The 15,030-nt window shown below is 40.0% G+C and carries 13 protein-coding genes; 10 read left to right on the plus strand and 3 right to left on the minus strand.

Going from position 1 to position 15,030, the window contains the following annotated elements:
- Window positions 1–8: 8 nt before the first annotated feature.
- The 5 genes from J7R07_RS02065 (at window position 9) to J7R07_RS02085 (ending at window position 5,912) form a co-directional block, all read left to right on the plus strand.
- Entirely contained in the window at window positions 9–1,382 is a 1,374-nt protein-coding gene (locus tag J7R07_RS02065; RefSeq protein ID WP_208435262.1) for a pyruvate dehydrogenase complex E1 component subunit beta, read from the plus strand.
- Between the two features lie 14 nt (window positions 1,383–1,396).
- Window positions 1,397–2,725 (plus strand): pyruvate dehydrogenase complex dihydrolipoamide acetyltransferase, encoded by a 1,329-nt coding sequence (locus J7R07_RS02070; protein WP_208435263.1) that lies wholly within the window; start codon window positions 1,397–1,399, stop codon window positions 2,723–2,725.
- Between the two features lie 226 nt (window positions 2,726–2,951).
- Window positions 2,952–4,412 carry a dihydrolipoyl dehydrogenase gene (gene lpdA / locus J7R07_RS02075; protein ID WP_208435311.1) on the plus strand — a complete coding sequence of 487 codons (1,461 nt, stop codon included), beginning with the start codon at window positions 2,952–2,954 and terminating at the stop codon, window positions 4,410–4,412.
- A gap of 73 nt (window positions 4,413–4,485) precedes the next feature.
- The gene (gene lipA, locus J7R07_RS02080) at window positions 4,486–5,448 is read left to right on the plus strand and encodes a lipoyl synthase (RefSeq protein ID WP_208435264.1); all 963 of its coding nucleotides are present in this window, start codon (window positions 4,486–4,488) and stop codon (window positions 5,446–5,448) included.
- A 2-nt stretch (window positions 5,449–5,450) separates the two neighbouring features.
- Complete coding sequence (locus J7R07_RS02085) at window positions 5,451–5,912, plus strand: type II toxin-antitoxin system RatA family toxin (RefSeq protein WP_208435265.1); 462 nt, start codon at window positions 5,451–5,453, stop codon at window positions 5,910–5,912.
- A 93-nt stretch (window positions 5,913–6,005) separates the two neighbouring features.
- Here J7R07_RS02085 and J7R07_RS02090 read toward each other — a convergent pair whose 3' ends face one another.
- Genes J7R07_RS02090 through rirA form a run of 3 tightly spaced genes read right to left on the minus strand, consistent with a single transcriptional unit; the run spans window position 6,006 to window position 8,153 of the window.
- Window positions 6,006–6,494 carry a CinA family protein gene (locus tag J7R07_RS02090; RefSeq protein WP_208435266.1) on the minus strand — a complete coding sequence of 163 codons (489 nt, stop codon included), beginning with the start codon at window positions 6,492–6,494 and terminating at the stop codon, window positions 6,006–6,008.
- Window positions 6,494–7,684 carry a bifunctional 2-C-methyl-D-erythritol 4-phosphate cytidylyltransferase/2-C-methyl-D-erythritol 2,4-cyclodiphosphate synthase gene (locus J7R07_RS02095; RefSeq protein WP_208435312.1) on the minus strand — a complete coding sequence of 397 codons (1,191 nt, stop codon included), beginning with the start codon at window positions 7,682–7,684 and terminating at the stop codon, window positions 6,494–6,496. Before J7R07_RS02095 ends, J7R07_RS02090 begins: the two co-directional genes overlap by 1 nt.
- Window positions 7,685–7,706: 22 nt before the next feature.
- Complete coding sequence (gene rirA, locus J7R07_RS02100; protein ID WP_208435313.1) at window positions 7,707–8,153, minus strand: iron-responsive transcriptional regulator RirA; 447 nt, start codon at window positions 8,151–8,153, stop codon at window positions 7,707–7,709.
- 172 nt (window positions 8,154–8,325) lie between these two features.
- Between rirA and J7R07_RS02105 the strand changes: the two genes are divergently transcribed.
- The 5 genes from J7R07_RS02105 (at window position 8,326) to clpP (ending at window position 14,920) form a co-directional block, all read left to right on the plus strand.
- Window positions 8,326–10,590 (plus strand): sensor histidine kinase NtrY-like, encoded by a 2,265-nt coding sequence (locus tag J7R07_RS02105; RefSeq protein WP_208435314.1) that lies wholly within the window; start codon window positions 8,326–8,328, stop codon window positions 10,588–10,590.
- Window position 10,591: 1 nt separating this feature from the next.
- Complete coding sequence (gene ntrX / locus J7R07_RS02110; RefSeq protein ID WP_208435267.1) at window positions 10,592–11,950, plus strand: nitrogen assimilation response regulator NtrX; 1,359 nt, start codon at window positions 10,592–10,594, stop codon at window positions 11,948–11,950.
- Window positions 11,951–11,954: 4 nt separating this feature from the next.
- Entirely contained in the window at window positions 11,955–13,331 is a 1,377-nt protein-coding gene (gene trkA, locus J7R07_RS02115) for a Trk system potassium transporter TrkA (RefSeq protein WP_208435268.1), read from the plus strand.
- Between the two features lie 10 nt (window positions 13,332–13,341).
- Entirely contained in the window at window positions 13,342–14,151 is an 810-nt protein-coding gene (locus J7R07_RS02120) for a glycosyltransferase family 32 protein (RefSeq protein WP_208435269.1), read from the plus strand.
- Window positions 14,152–14,296: 145 nt separating this feature from the next.
- Window positions 14,297–14,920, plus strand: a complete 624-nt coding sequence (clpP, locus tag J7R07_RS02125; protein ID WP_208435270.1) for an ATP-dependent Clp endopeptidase proteolytic subunit ClpP — start codon at window positions 14,297–14,299, stop codon at window positions 14,918–14,920.
- Window positions 14,921–15,030: the final 110 nt, after the last annotated feature.

Raw genomic sequence — 15,030 nt, forward strand, 5'->3', positions numbered from 1 at the left:
AAGCGAGTATGTCTATTAATATTTTGATGCCAGCGCTTTCACCAACAATGGAAGAAGGTAAATTATCCAAATGGCTCAAGAAAGAAGGTGATAAAATTAACTCTGGTGATATCATTGCTGAAGTTGAAACAGATAAAGCGATGATGGAAGTAGAGGCTGTTGATGAAGGCACTCTTGGTAAAATTTGTGTGCTTGAAGGTTCTGAAGGTGTGAAGGTTAATACTGTGATTGCGGTGTTGTTGGAAGAAGGTGAAAGTGTTGAGAGTATTTCACAAAATACCGATTCTTTAAATACACAACAGAAAACCGGTAGTGGATCTTCTTCTTTTTCTTCATCAGTGCCAGAGCGTCCCATTTTGGATACTGTTCCTGATTTTGATATTCCAGCAGGGACACAGATGGTTACAATGACGGTGCGTGAAGCGCTTAATCAGGCCATGGCTGAAGAAATGCGGCGTGATGAAATGGTTTTCCTATTGGGAGAAGAAGTAGCGCAATATCAAGGTGCTTATAAAGTGAGCCAAGGTTTATTAGAGGAGTTTGGTGCACGCCGAGTTATTGATACACCAATTACAGAACACGGTTTTGCAGGATTGGCTGTTGGTGCTGCATTTGGAGGGTTACGTCCCATTGTCGAGTTTATGACGTTTAATTTTGCGATGCAGGCAATTGATCAAATTATTAACTCTGCTGCAAAAACCCGTTATATGTCTGGTGGACAAATGACTGCTCCTATGGTTTTTCGTGGTCCCAATGGTGCTGCTGCACGTGTTGGTGCTCAGCATTCTCAGTGCTATGCTGCTTGGTATGGTCATGTGCCGGGTCTTAAGGTTGTCATGCCTTATAGTGCAGCAGATGCAAAAGGTTTGCTAAAAGCTGCTATTCGTGATGATAATCCTGTTATTTTCCTTGAAAATGAGATTTTATATGGTCATCAATTTGACGTTCCTCAAATAGATGATTTTGTTTTACCTATTGGTCGTGCACGGATTCATAAATCGGGACAAGATGTTACGATCGTTGCATGTGGGATTGGAATGCATTATGCAATTCAAGCGTTGCCTGAAATTGAAAAATTTGGTATTGATGTTGAATTGATTGATTTGCGAACTATTCGCCCAATGGATCTTCCAACAATTGTTTCTTCAGTTAAAAAAACAGGTCGTTTGGTAACAGTTGAAGAGGGGTATCCTCAATCATCTGTCGGAACTGAAATAGCGACGCGTGTTATGCAGCAGGCTTTTGACTATCTTGATGCGCCAGTTGCTACAATTTCTGGTAAAGATGTTCCGATGCCTTATGCTGCCAATCTTGAAAAGTTGGCTTTGCCAAACATTGCTGAAATTGTTGTGGCAGTTAAGGCTGTGACTTATGAAGCATAACGGAGGAAAGCACTATGCCCATTAAAATTACAATGCCTTCGCTTTCCCCAACGATGGAAGAAGGAAATTTATCAAAATGGAATGTTAAGGTAGGTGATAAAGTTTCTTCTGGTGATGTTATTGCTGAAATTGAGACCGATAAGGCGACGATGGAAGTCGAGGCTGTTGATGAGGGAATTGTCGCTAAGATCGTTGTTCCTGCTGGAACACAAGGCGTTAAAGTGAATAGTTTAATTATTGTTCTAGCAGAAGAGGGTGAGGATTTAGCTGAGGCTGCAAAGGCAGCAGAAGAGGCTTCTTCCTCTTTTGCAAGCAAAGAATTAGAGGATGCAAAACAGACAGATCCAAAGACAACACAGATATCTCATGTGTCATCGGTTCAACAAGTGGTGCAGCAAGATAAAAAGAGTATACGTCTTTTTTCTTCTCCCTTAGCGCGGCGATTAGCAGCTCAGCATGGTCTCGATTTATCCCTTATTTCCGGAAGTGGTCCCCATGGGCGTATTATCAAGCGTGATGTAGAAAAAGCCGCGAGTGGTGGTGCTCTTGAAGATTCTGGTTCATCACAAATCAGACAGTCGATAGTATCAAGTGTGTCTGATGAACAGATACTGAAACTCTTCAAAGAGGATGAATATATATTCACCCCTCATAATAATATGCGTAAAACAATTGCTAAGCGTTTGGTTGAATCAAAGCAGACAGTACCACATTTCTATGTAACAGTAGATTGTGAACTCAATGCATTACTAGAACTTCGTATGCAATTGAATGCTGCGGCACCAATGGTTAAGACGCAAGAAGGACCAAGGCCTGCTTATAAGCTTTCCGTTAATGATATGGTTATTAAAGCTGTTGCGCTCTCTTTGAAGGTGGTTCCCGATGCGAATGTTTCTTGGCTTGAAGGTGGAATACTTCAGCACAAACACTGTGATGTGGGGGTGGCTGTTTCTGTTCCGGATGGATTAATTACTCCCATTGTTCGTCATGCAGAAGAAAAGTCTTTATCGATTATTTCTAATGAGATGAAGGATTTTGCAAAGCGTGCACGTGAGCGCAAATTAAAAATGGAAGAATATCAAGGAGGAACAACAGCTGTATCAAATATGGGGATGTATGGTGTGAAAAGTTTTTCTGCTATACTTAATCCACCGCATGCGACAATTTTTGCTATTGGTGCGGGTGAACAGCGTGCTGTTGTTAAAAATGGTGCTTTAGTGATTGCAACAGTCATGTCTGTTACACTTTCTGCTGATCATCGTGCTGTTGATGGTGCACTCGCAGCAGAGCTTGCGCAGACTTTTAAGAAGATGGTTGAGAATCCCTTAGCGATGCTCATTTGAGCTGTGTAAAAGTTGTTCGCATAGATTATTTATACGTGTGGTATGTTAATGTGATAAAAGCAGATTTAAAAAATTTTAAGGGCGGTGTTACTGCTGCTTCTGATTTAGAAAAAGCATTTATGTGAAGCTTAGAATGAAAAACACAAGAAAATTCTATCATATTGTTTTTTAGTTTTAAGCGCAAATAGTGCGTATCCGTTTTGTGTATATCCATGGAGGGATTGCGGTGGCGAATCTTTATGATGTAATTGTGATTGGATCGGGACCTGGCGGGTATGTAACCGCGATCCGTGCGGCGCAATGTGGTTTCAAGACTGCGATTGTTGAGCGTGAACATCTCGGTGGGATTTGCTTAAATTGGGGATGTATTCCAACAAAAGCACTTTTGCGTTCAGCGGAAATGAAGCATTTTGCTGAACATGCGCAAGATTATGGTCTCAAGCTTAATGGTTCGATTGAGGCAAATATAAAAGATGTTGTGGCACGTTCGCGCGCAGTTTCAGCACGTTTAAGTGCTGGTGTTGGTTTTTTGATGAAAAAAAACAAAATCGATATTATCTGGGGTGAAGCAAAGCTTACTAAGAAAGCGAAAGGGGGACAGCTTGCAGAGATTGTGGTTTCTTCATCATCCAAGCCAATTATGCAACCGCAAAATCCAGTACCTAAAGGAACATTAGGAGAGGGAGCTTATCAAGCAAAGCATATCATTATTGCAACGGGTGCACGTCCTCGTTCTCTTCCCGGTATTGAGCCAGATGGACAGCTTATTTGGACTTATTTTGAAGCTATGATTCCCCGCACAATACCAAAATCACTTTTGGTGATGGGATCTGGGGCGATTGGCATTGAATTTGCTTCTTTTTATCATAATATGGGAGCAAAAGTCACGGTTGTTGAAATGATGCCTCACATCATGCCGGCTGAAGATATTGAAATTTCGACATTTGCTCGTAGACAGTTAGAGAAAAAAGGCATTCACATTCTAAGCCAAGCCAAAGTAACAAAGGTTGAAAAAGCTGCCGATTCTATTACTGCACATATTGATGTTAAGGGTAAGAGAGAAACAATCACAGCTGATCGATTGATTTCAGCTGTTGGGGTTCAGGGTAATATTAAGAATCTGGGGTTAGAGGAGCTAGGTGTAAAAACCGATCGTGGATGCATTGTGACTGATGAATGGAGTTGGACAGGTGTAGAGGGAATCTATGCTATTGGTGATGTCGCTGGCCCCCCTATGTTGGCACATAAAGCAGAAGAAGAAGGCGTGATATGCATTGAACATCTTGCAAGTTTGGAGAATACGCATCCGCTTGATAAAAGAAAAATTCCAGGCTGTACATATTGCACACCGCAAGTCGCCTCTGTAGGGCTTTCTGAAGCAGCTGCGAAAGAAGCAGGTTATGATATACGTGTTGGTCGTTATTCCTTTTCAGCGAATGGCAAAGCTATCGCGTTAGGTGAGGATCAGGGATTAGTAAAAACGATTTTTGATAGAAAAACAGGACAGCTTCTTGGTGCACATATGGTAGGGGCAGAGGTAACAGAATTGATTCAAGGTTTTGTCATTGCCATGAATCTTGAAACAACCGAGGAAGAATTGATGCATACTGTCTTTCCACATCCGACCTTATCGGAAATGATGAAAGAAAGTGTATTGGATGCTTATGGTAAAGTTTTAAATGCTTGATGACTGGACTGTATGAAAAATTTTGTGTTCCATTTTTCATTGACATTCCATATTGATAAGACAAAAGGCTTAAATGGTTACGGTTGTTGATAAAGTTACGAATAGACGTTTACGTCATCCTGAAAAGGCACATCGTCCGGATACAAGCATTCAAAAAAAACCGGATTGGATTCGTGTAAAAGCACCAACATCACCGGTATATAGGGAAACGCATGGTATTGTGCGTTCTCATAAATTAGTAACCGTATGTGAAGAAGCAGGTTGCCCAAATGTTGGTGAGTGTTGGAGCCAGCGGCACGCCAGTTTTATGATTTTGGGTGAAATATGTACGCGGGCGTGTGCGTTTTGCAATGTTGCAACAGGTATTCCGCTTGCTGTTGACGATAATGAGCCAGAACGTGTTGCAGATGCTGTTGCACAGATGAGATTAAAGCATGTCGTTATTACATCGGTTGATCGTGATGATCTTGCAGATGGTGGTGCTGAGCATTTTGCGAAAGTTATTTATGCTATTCGTCGAAAAACTCCCAAGACAACAATTGAAGTTCTCACACCTGATTTTCGCCATAAGGATGGAGCTTTAGAAACTGTTGTTGCCGCTAAACCCGATGTTTTTAATCATAATTTGGAAACAGTTCCTTCTAAATATTTAAAGGTTCGTCCAGGGGCACGTTATTTTCATTCGGTTCGGCTTTTACAACGTGTTAAAGAGCTTGACCCGACAATCTTCACAAAGTCAGGAATTATGGTTGGACTTGGGGAGGAGCGAAATGAAATTCTTCAATTGATGGATGATTTACGTTCCGCTGATGTTGATTTTATGACAATTGGGCAATATTTGCAGCCTACCCGAAAACATCATCCGGTTATTCGTTTTGTGCCTCCTGAAGAATTTGAATCTTTTGCCAAGATTGGTAAAGTAAAGGGGTTTTTACATATGGCTTCCAATCCTCTGACGCGTTCATCTCATCATGCAGGCGATGATTTTGCGATTTTGCGAAAGGCGCGTGATGAAAAATTTGCCTTACAGAGATAGTTATGCCGATTTTTACAATACATCGGCAGATCACCCATAGTGCCAGTGAAATGTTTGATCTTGTTGCAGATATTGAGCGTTATCCTGAATTTTTACCAATGTGTGAGGCTTTGATAATCCGTTCTCGCAAAGAATATGGGAAAAAAATATTGCTTCTTGCTGACATGACAGTTGGTTATAAGGTTATCCGAGAAACTTTTACGACCCAAGTATTTCTTCAGTCGGAAAAAAATCTTATAGAGGTTAAATATATTGATGGTCCGTTCAAATATCTTGAAAATCGCTGGGCTTTTCATGATATCGAGAATACTAATGCGTGTAATGTGGAGTTTTTTATTGATTATGAATTTAAAAGCAAGATGCTTGGATTAGTGATGGGCTCAATGTTTGATATTGCTTTTCATAAGTTTACTGATGCTTTTGAAAAGCGTGCACATCAAATTTATGGATATCCAGCAACATAATTTGTTCAGTTGATATTTTTGCATGACACCTATCGTTAATTATGGGCTGTAATTGTGGCGATGTAAAATCTGAGAATCGAGTTGTTGGAAATTTCATTGAAGAGCTTGTAAGATCATTTTCAAAGCATTTTTAACGGCTGTATAACGGATAGCCTTACGATCAAGATTACCAAAGCGCATTTCTGTATGTAAAGTTTTATGATTTTTATAAGCAACTGCAAAATGTACAAGTCCCACAGGTTTGTCGAGACCTGCTCCTCCTGGGCCAGCGATCCCTGTTACAGAAACAGCAATTTCGGCTTGTGAATATTTTAATCCACCTTCGGCCATTGCAAGAGCCACTTCTTTTGAAACGGCACCATAGATTTTTATAAGCTCAGTACATACACCAACAAGGCGCGTTTTAGCTTCATTTGAATAAACAACAAATCCACAATCAAGTACATCCGATGATCCCGCAATATTGGTGAGATTTGCAGCAATAAGTCCCCCTGTACAAGATTCGACAGTGGTTAAAAGTAAACCTTTTTGGCGACAAGTTTTCAGAACTTCACGTGCTTGTTTTTCACAAAAATATGTCATTAGGGAATTTCTCCTGGATAAAGGACGCTTGCTGTTGCAAAAGCTACAATGCCTTCGCCACGACCAATAAATCCAAGCTTTTCATTTGTTGTTGCTTTTATAGAGATTCGATCGGGTGAAATTGTAAGCATATTCATAAGATTTTCTACCATTCTATGACGATAGGGGCCGATTTTAGGGTCTTCTGCAATCAGTGTGATATCAACATTGGCAATACGCCCTCCTGCCTGTTGAACAATATCAAGAGCATAACGGAGAAAAATTTCTGAAGATGCATTTTTCCATTGGGGATCAGAAGGAGGAAAATGTATACCTATATCTCCTGCACCTCGGGTAGCAAGAAGGGCATCTGTTAATGCGTGAAGAGCGACATCAGCATCAGAGTGTCCATTTAATTTTTTATGAAAAGGAATTTCTATACCACATAGTATAAGGGAAGTTCCTTCCTCGAAAGAGTGAACATCATAACCATTGCCGGTGCGGATATCAGGGAACATTTGCATTTTCTTTTTGAGATGTAAATATGCATTATTAAAATCTTCGTGCCATGTAATTTTTATGTTGTTAGGATCTCCAGGAACGGTACGCATAGGAATCCCAAACCATTCGGCAATTGCAGAATCATCAGTGAATTCTTTTTTGCAAGCTTGTCTTGCTTTTTCATGGGCAGCTAAGATGTTTTCAAAGGGAAAACACTGCGGGGTTTGCGCACTATAAAGATGGGTGCGTGGAATCGTTTCTAAAACATGATATGTATCATTTACGCGTTTGATGGTGTCAGAGACAGCAAGAACGGGGAGCACACCTTCTTGGTGGTTGACGGTGATATGGATTTTTTCGAGGAGTTGGTTTTCGATAAAGGGACGTGCACCATCGTGAATATGCACATATTGAGGCTGAAAATTTTTAAGTGCATAAAGCCCATTTAATGTGGACATCTGACGCGTATTCCCTCCTTCAGCAATAATAAGGTGCTCTTTAAAATCAGCAATAGCTTGCGCACAGATGTGATGATCTTCTGGATGAATAACAAGAACAATCGTTTTAATGGCTGGATGCTGTACAAAACAGCGCACAGTATGACAAATAACCGGTTCTTTTCCTAGAAGTCGGTATTGTTTTGGAATTTTTTGTAGAGATCCTGCCCTTTCACCGCGTCCAGCGGCTAATATTATCGCTGCAATAGAAATGTTTAATCTCCTTTTTGATAGCTTAATTTATTGTTTTGTGGTCATCAACTTTAAATTTTTTTTGAGAGATTGGTCGTTTTAAATCAGCAAGAGATATCACTGACAATGCATCAAAAAAAGCGTTTAATGCTTTTTGAAGTGCAGTATTTAAACCACAAAAATCTATCAATGGACAATTCGATTCTGCAGTATCAAAACATTCTGCCATGGAAAAATTATCTTCTGTTACTTTCACAACATCAGCTACCGAAATCTCTGCTGCGGGTTTAGCTAATTTTACACCACCATTACGTCCTCGTACTGTTTGTATAAAACCTGCTTCAACAAGTGGTTGAAGAATTTTGAATAAAAAAAATTCGGAAACAGCATATGCCTTGGCAATTTCTGGAATACGACTGAGAGATCCCTGATTCTCTGCACAATACATAAGCATCCGGAGTGCATAATTTGTTTGTTTGGTTAACCGCATTTCATCTCCCTTATCAACTTTCACCGAACACACTTTAATTTACACATATTTTGAAAATGTAGAAGTTCTTTCTCTCTTTGATAGATTGGCTATATTTTAAAATGCGGTATTGTCAATTTTTATTACAAGAGGTTATATGGGGACAATGAGACAAGGTCAACGTAAACTCGTCATGAATACAACATCTATAACAAATCTCCAAGATATAGATCAAGATACTTCTAACGATGAGTTATATCGTTTAAGTAAGGTGTATATCTTTTTAGGTATCACAATCATTGTGTTATCTTTGCTCACAGCGTCTGTTTCGTTTATCATTCTTATTGGATTAACGTCTGTTGTTCCCAGTAGAACTGTAACCCTTATTCTTATAGGGATTAATAGTGTTTGGGTTCTAGGGCTTGTGATCATTGTTTTTTATGAGATGATTCCCATCATTCGTGCATGGCGTTCCAGGCGTGCAGGTTCGCGTCTTCATGTGCGCCTTATTTCATTGTTTGCACTCGTCGCAACGATGCCGGCTGTCGCTGTGGCTCTTGTATCGGGCCCTGCACTGAATTTAGGGCTTGATCGGTGGTTTGATACGACCACACGGCAGATTGTGGGTTCTTCTATTGATTTAGCAAATGCTTATGCGGATGAAATGCTGCAAAATTTGAAAAATTTATCCTATGCTATGGCATTTGCACTTGATAATAAAAAGCTTTTAGAGCGGAGTCCAGCTGAGTATAGGATGCAATTGACGCGTCATGCTATAGGACGCAATCTGCGTGGTGCATTTTTGTTAAGTTCAAGCGGAACTATTTTTATATCGAGTAATCTTGGTGATGAGGATAAACTGCCGATTCCCCCTTCTCATCTTATCGAGCGCGCAACGAGTGAGAGGCCTTTTTCTTTCCAACCGGGCGTTCATGATTATTTTGGCATTATTCTAAAATTTACCAATATCCCAAATACATTTTTGTATTTGGTGCGCGATGTTGATAAAGAAGTTTTATCTGCTTTGCGTTTGACGGAAGTTAATACAGATCGTTATCGTGATTTAAATGAAAATCGTCTACTGACGCAAGTTGCGTTTGGTATGCTTTATCTGTGTCTTTTTTTTAGTTTATTCTTATCAGCCATTTGGGCTGGTATTGCTGTTGCTGACCGTTTGGTACGTCCTATTCGTCTTCTTATTACTGCTGCTGATGATGTGGCTTCTGGGAATATGGAAGTTTTTGTGCCAGTCCGCGCAAGGGATGGGGATATTGGGCAGTTATCGAAAACTTTTAATTACATGGTCAGTGAACTCAAAAGTCGGCGCAATGAGTTGATCGCAGTTCGTGACCAAATTGATGAGAGACGGCGTTTTTCTGAAGCTGTTTTGTCTGGTGTCACAGCAGGGGTGGCTGGCATTGATGATAATGGTGATATTACAATTATTAATCGGTCTATGGAAACGATGTTTGATATTCGCTCTAAACAAGTTATTGGGCACAGTCTTTTATCATTAAGTGGTGAAATTTGGCAGGTTTTTCAGTTTGCGCGTTCGCTAGAACGTAAGAATCATCGTGAGCAGGTCACTTTAAGTGTGGCAGGACAGGAACGCGTTTGTAATGTACAAATTACAATGGAAGAAGATGACGGACAGGGGCAATCCTGGGTTCTAACGATTGATGATATTACAGACCTTGTTGCAGCACAGCGGACATCAGCATGGGCAGACATTGCACGCCGTATTGCACACGAAATTAAAAATCCTCTTACGCCTATTCAGTTATCGGCTGAACGTATTCGTAAACGTTATAACAATGTTATTACACAGGATCGGGAAGTTTTTGAACGATGTATTGATACGATTATTAGACAAGTTGGAGATATTGGGCGTATGGTTGGTGAGTTTTCTTCTTTTGCACGTATGCCAAAACCGCAAATGAATGTTTTAGATATACGCGGATTAGTGCGTGAAGCATGTTTTTTGATAGAAGTGACGCGACATGATATTCATTTTGAGCAAGACTTGGGAAGCGTACCGCTTGTGGGGGCATTTGATAATCGTCTCATTGTGCAGGCTTTTTGCAATGTTATTAAAAACGCAAGCGAATCTATAGATTCGGTTATGCGAGAAGAAAATATCCGCGGTCATATTTTTGTACGTTCTTATTGCAAAGAAGGATGTGTAGTTGTGGATGTTATTGATAATGGCAAAGGACTTCCTAAAGAACAAAGACAAAAATTGTTAGAACCTTATATAACAACACGGGAAAAGGGAACAGGGCTTGGGTTGGCCATTGTGCGCAAAGTTATTGAAGACCATGGTGGTTCTATGGAATTGCATGATGCGCCAAAGAGTTTTTATGAAGGTCGTGGTGCAATGATCCGTTTGATATTTCCGGCGGATGGAGCTAAGCATAGTAGTATTGCACAAGCCACAAGTCGTAAGATAGGGGAATAGAATGGTATCAGATATCTTAATTGTTGATGATGAAGCAGATATTCGTGAGCTTGTTGCTGGCATTTTAGATGATGAAGGTTATGAAACACGTGTTGCCTGTAATTCTGACGAAGCTTTAGCACAAATTAGTGAGCGTATTCCAAAACTCATTTTTTTAGATATTTGGTTACAAGGGAGTCGTCTTGATGGGCTAGCGCTTCTTGATGAAATTAAAACGCGATATCCTGCTCTTCCCGTAGTTATGATCTCTGGTCATGGTAATATTGAGACTGCTGTTTCTGCTATAAAACGAGGGGCATATGATTTTATTGAAAAACCTTTTAAAGCTGATCGGCTTGTATTGGTTGCAGAACGAACTCTTGAAAACTCAAGTTTAAAACGTGAACTTTTAGAATTACGAAAGCGCTCGAATGAGACATTGGAACTGCTCGGGACATCAACTGTTATAAAACATTTGCGCCAAATTATAGAAAAAGTAGCACCAACAAATAGTCGCATCATGATTACAGGTCCATCAGGAGCCGGGAAAGAGATGGTTGCGCGTGCTATTCATGCACTTTCAACGCGTTCGAATGGGCCATTTGTTACAATAAATGCTGCAACGATTACCCCGGAAAGAATGGAAATAGAATTATTTGGCAGTGAAATGGAAGGGGGAGAGCGCAAAATCGGTGCATTAGAGGAAGCGCATGGTGGGATATTATATCTTGATGAAGTTGCTGATATGCCACGTGAGACTCAAGGTAAAATTCTTCGAGTTTTGACGGGGCAGACATTTGAGAGGGTTGGTGGCACAAAACGTGTCAAAGTAGATGTTCGTATCATTTCTTCAACCGCGCAGAATCTTGAAAATCTCATTTCTGATGGGCGTTTTAGAGAGGATCTTTTTCATCGTCTTGCGGTTGTTCCTATTACTGTTCCACCACTTTCAGCGCGTCGTGAAGACATTCCAGAACTTGTGCGTCATTTTGTTAAAACAATATCGCAGCAGGTTGGTATTAAGCCACGTGAAGTCAGTGATGATGTGATAGCTATTTTACAAACGCACTCTTGGCCAGGCAATGTACGGCAATTACGCAACAATATTGAGCGTCTTCTCATTCTTGTGCGTGACGGCGATGGTCCAATAACAGCGGATTTTCTCCCTAGTGAAGTGAGTGATTCTTTGCCACGGATTCAGATGGACTCAGATGAGAATATAATGGATTTACCATTACGTGAAGCACGGGAGTTGTTTGAAAAGAGATATTTAGTAGCACAGATTGGGCGTTTGGGTGGAAATATATCGCGTACAGCTGAATTTATAGGTATGGAGCGTTCAGCTTTACACCGTAAGCTTAAAGCGCTTGGAGTCTCTTAAGATTATGCGTGTTATTATTTGCGGAGCAGGACAGGTTGGTTATGGAATAGCAGAGCGGCTTGCTTCTGAGAATCACGATGTCACTGTTATTGATATTGAAACGAGATTGATTGAAAAAATTCAGGATACGTTAGATGTAAGAGGTTTTGTTGGTCACGGTTCGCGGCCTGAGGTCCTTTTAGCTGCCGATGCAGATAAAGCTGATATGTTGATTGCAGTCACTTTATTTGATGAAGTCAATATGGTAGCTTGCCAAGTAGCACACTCATTATTTAATGTTCCAACGAAAATAGCGCGTATTCGTTCACAATCTTATTTAGAACCACGTTATAAAACGCTTTTTTCTAGAGAGAATATTCCCATTGATGTAGTTATTTCACCAGAAGTTGAAGTTGGAGAAATGGTTCTACGTCGTATTGCTCTGCCTGGTGCAATAGATGTTCTTTATTTTTGTAATGATGATATTGTTGCCTTAGCCTTGGAATGTATGGAAGATTGTCCAGTTATTAATACCCCTTTGCGTCAATTAACGGAGCTTTTTCCAGATCTTCGCACGACGGTTACCGCTATTAAACGTGGTTCAGAATTATTGATAGCACACTCAGAGACGCAATTACGTGTTGGCGATGTGACCTATCTTGTTGCTGCTCGTGATCAGATGCGCCGGGCTGTTGGGCTTTTTGGTCATAAAGAACAGGATGCTCATCGCATGATTATTGCAGGAGGCGGTCACATTGGTCTTTATGTTGCTCAGGCTATTGAAAAGCGTCTCCATAAATTAAGATTGAAGATTATAGAATCACATAGAGAGAGAGCGCTCACAATTGCTGATCAACTTGAAAAAACGACCGTTTTATATGGTAATGTATTAGATCCAGTGATTCTTCAGGACGCTGGAATTGATCAAGCCGATTTAATAATTACATTGACTAATCAGGATCAGGTCAATCTCTTAAGTGCTATTATCGCTAAAAGATTAGGCTGCAAAGCTAATATGGTGTTGATCAATAATGTTGCTTACCAGGAATTTAGCCGTGCAGTTGGTGTGGATGCCTATCTTAATCCACATAGTGTTACGATATCGAGAATTTTGCAACAAATGCGCCGTGGTCGCATTCGTGCTGTTCACTCAGTTTTTAATGGGCAGGCAGAAATTATTGAGGCTGAAGTGATGCAAACGTCTTCATTGGTTGGTCAATCATTGTCAGAGCTCAATTTGTCAGATGGCTTGAGAATTGGTGCAATTTATCGCAATAAAACAATCATACAGCTTTCAGCAGATACACGTATTTTATCTGGTGATCGGGTAGTGATTTTTGCTCTTTCTGAGTTTGTTCGCGATGTTGAACAACTCTTTCGTGTAAGTTTAGAATATTTTTGATATATTGCCTATGGACATTTGCACTTTTTGGTATAGTGGACAATTAAGATTGGTTGATAGACTTTGTTTGTCTTCAATGGTTAAAACTGGTCAACGTGTTAAGCTTTTTAGTTATGATAAAAAAATAGACAATCTTCCTGATGGTGTTGAATTATATGAAGCAGAATCGATTCTACCACGCTCAACAATTTACCGCCTTGATCCCAATTTTTCTCATGAGAAACCAGGATGTACAATTGTTCAGTTTTCGGATTTTTTTCGTGTTATGCTGATGAAATATCAGCAAGGTGTTTGGTTAGATACAGATGTTTACCTGATTAAACAATTTCATCCAGATGCGAATAAGGTTTGGCTTGCAAGAGAAAATGCTGTAAGGGTAGGTGTCTCCGCACTTTATTTTCCGTCTGATAACCCTATTATAAAAGTGTTTGAAGATTATTGGGCAGGCGCAGAGATGGTGCCGCATTGGCTTGGGTTTAAGCGTCGTGTTTGGAAGCCGTTCTGGTTAAAGAGGAAAAAAATGCCGGTTTTACCGGGAAATCTTGGCATTACGATATTTGGCAATGATGGTATTTCGCGGTTAGCCAAACGATATGGTTTTTTTCATCAAGCGAAGGAGAAGGAAACTTTTTATTATTGGACGGGGCGAAAAGCTGAATATATCTTTGATCCAACTTTTGGCATTGAGCCGCTTGCGGATCCACGCTTGGTAGGATTTCATATTCATAGAAAAACAAAAACTATTCAAAAACCTCAGGAAGGAAGCTTGTACCATTGGGCGGTATCTCGCATTCCTGGTGCATGTGATTTGTTCAGATAGAATTTTTGTTATTATTTTAACTACTGGGATTTTAATCTTGCTTAAAGAGCATTGATTGTAGCTTGCGTAAGGGAGTAATATTAGCCTATGGAAAAGAGCATTGAATGCATAAAGAGCGATTATTATATGAACGGAAAGTGAAAACATGAGTGATCCAATGAAAACAGCATTAAGTCTTGTTCCTATGGTTATTGAACAAACTAACCGTGGAGAACGGGCCTATGATATTTTTTCCCGTCTTTTGAAAGAACGAATTATTTTTATTAATGGTCCCGTTGAAGATGGTATGGCGATGCTTGTTTGTGCACAATTGCTTTTCTTGGAAGCGGAAAATCCTAAGAAAGAAATTAGTCTTTATATTAATTCACCTGGTGGTGTCGTGACATCTGGTATGGCAATTTATGATACTATGCAGTTTATTCGCCCTCCTGTTTCTACGCTTTGCATGGGGCAAGCTGCATCTATGGGGTCGTTACTTCTAACAGCTGGAGCGAAAGGTCACCGTTTTACATTACCCAATGCACGTATTATGGTACATCAACCATCTGGTGGTTTTCAAGGTCAAGCTTCAGATATTGAACGGCATGCGCAAGATATTATAAAGATGAAGCGGCGTCTAAATGAGATTTATGTTCAACATACAGGTCAGGACTATGAGGTTATTGAAAGAACGCTTGATCGTGATCATTTTATGACAGCAGAAGAGGCTAAGCAATTTGGTTTAGTTGATGATGTTATACAATATCGTGCAGAAACCGAAAAAGATTAAGAGTTTTTATAGAAAAAAGAACTACTTTAACAGAGAGAGTTTTATGAAAGTATTACGAAAATAAAAGAAAAATACCTAAAGATATTGTACATGCAGTTTTTTATATGTCT

It is taken from the genome of Bartonella phoceensis (assembly GCF_902825145.1).
GTDB classification, from domain to species: domain Bacteria; phylum Pseudomonadota; class Alphaproteobacteria; order Rhizobiales; family Rhizobiaceae; genus Bartonella; species Bartonella phoceensis.

Coding starts and splice junctions, on each gene's coding strand:
- J7R07_RS02065 (WP_208435262.1), top strand. CDS start 9: ATGTCTATTAATATTTTGATGCCAGCGCTTTCACCAACAATGGAAGAA.
- J7R07_RS02070 (WP_208435263.1), top strand. CDS start 1,397: ATGCCCATTAAAATTACAATGCCTTCGCTTTCCCCAACGATGGAAGAA.
- lipA (WP_208435264.1), top strand. CDS start 4,486: ATGGTTACGGTTGTTGATAAAGTTACGAATAGACGTTTACGTCATCCT.
- J7R07_RS02085 (WP_208435265.1), top strand. CDS start 5,451: ATGCCGATTTTTACAATACATCGGCAGATCACCCATAGTGCCAGTGAA.
- J7R07_RS02090 (WP_208435266.1), bottom strand. CDS start 6,494: ATGACATATTTTTGTGAAAAACAAGCACGTGAAGTTCTGAAAACTTGT.
- rirA (WP_208435313.1), bottom strand. CDS start 8,153: ATGCGGTTAACCAAACAAACAAATTATGCACTCCGGATGCTTATGTAT.
- J7R07_RS02105 (WP_208435314.1), top strand. CDS start 8,326: ATGAATACAACATCTATAACAAATCTCCAAGATATAGATCAAGATACT.
- ntrX (WP_208435267.1), top strand. CDS start 10,592: ATGGTATCAGATATCTTAATTGTTGATGATGAAGCAGATATTCGTGAG.
- trkA (WP_208435268.1), top strand. CDS start 11,955: ATGCGTGTTATTATTTGCGGAGCAGGACAGGTTGGTTATGGAATAGCA.
- J7R07_RS02120 (WP_208435269.1), top strand. CDS start 13,342: ATGGACATTTGCACTTTTTGGTATAGTGGACAATTAAGATTGGTTGAT.
- clpP (WP_208435270.1), top strand. CDS start 14,297: ATGAGTGATCCAATGAAAACAGCATTAAGTCTTGTTCCTATGGTTATT.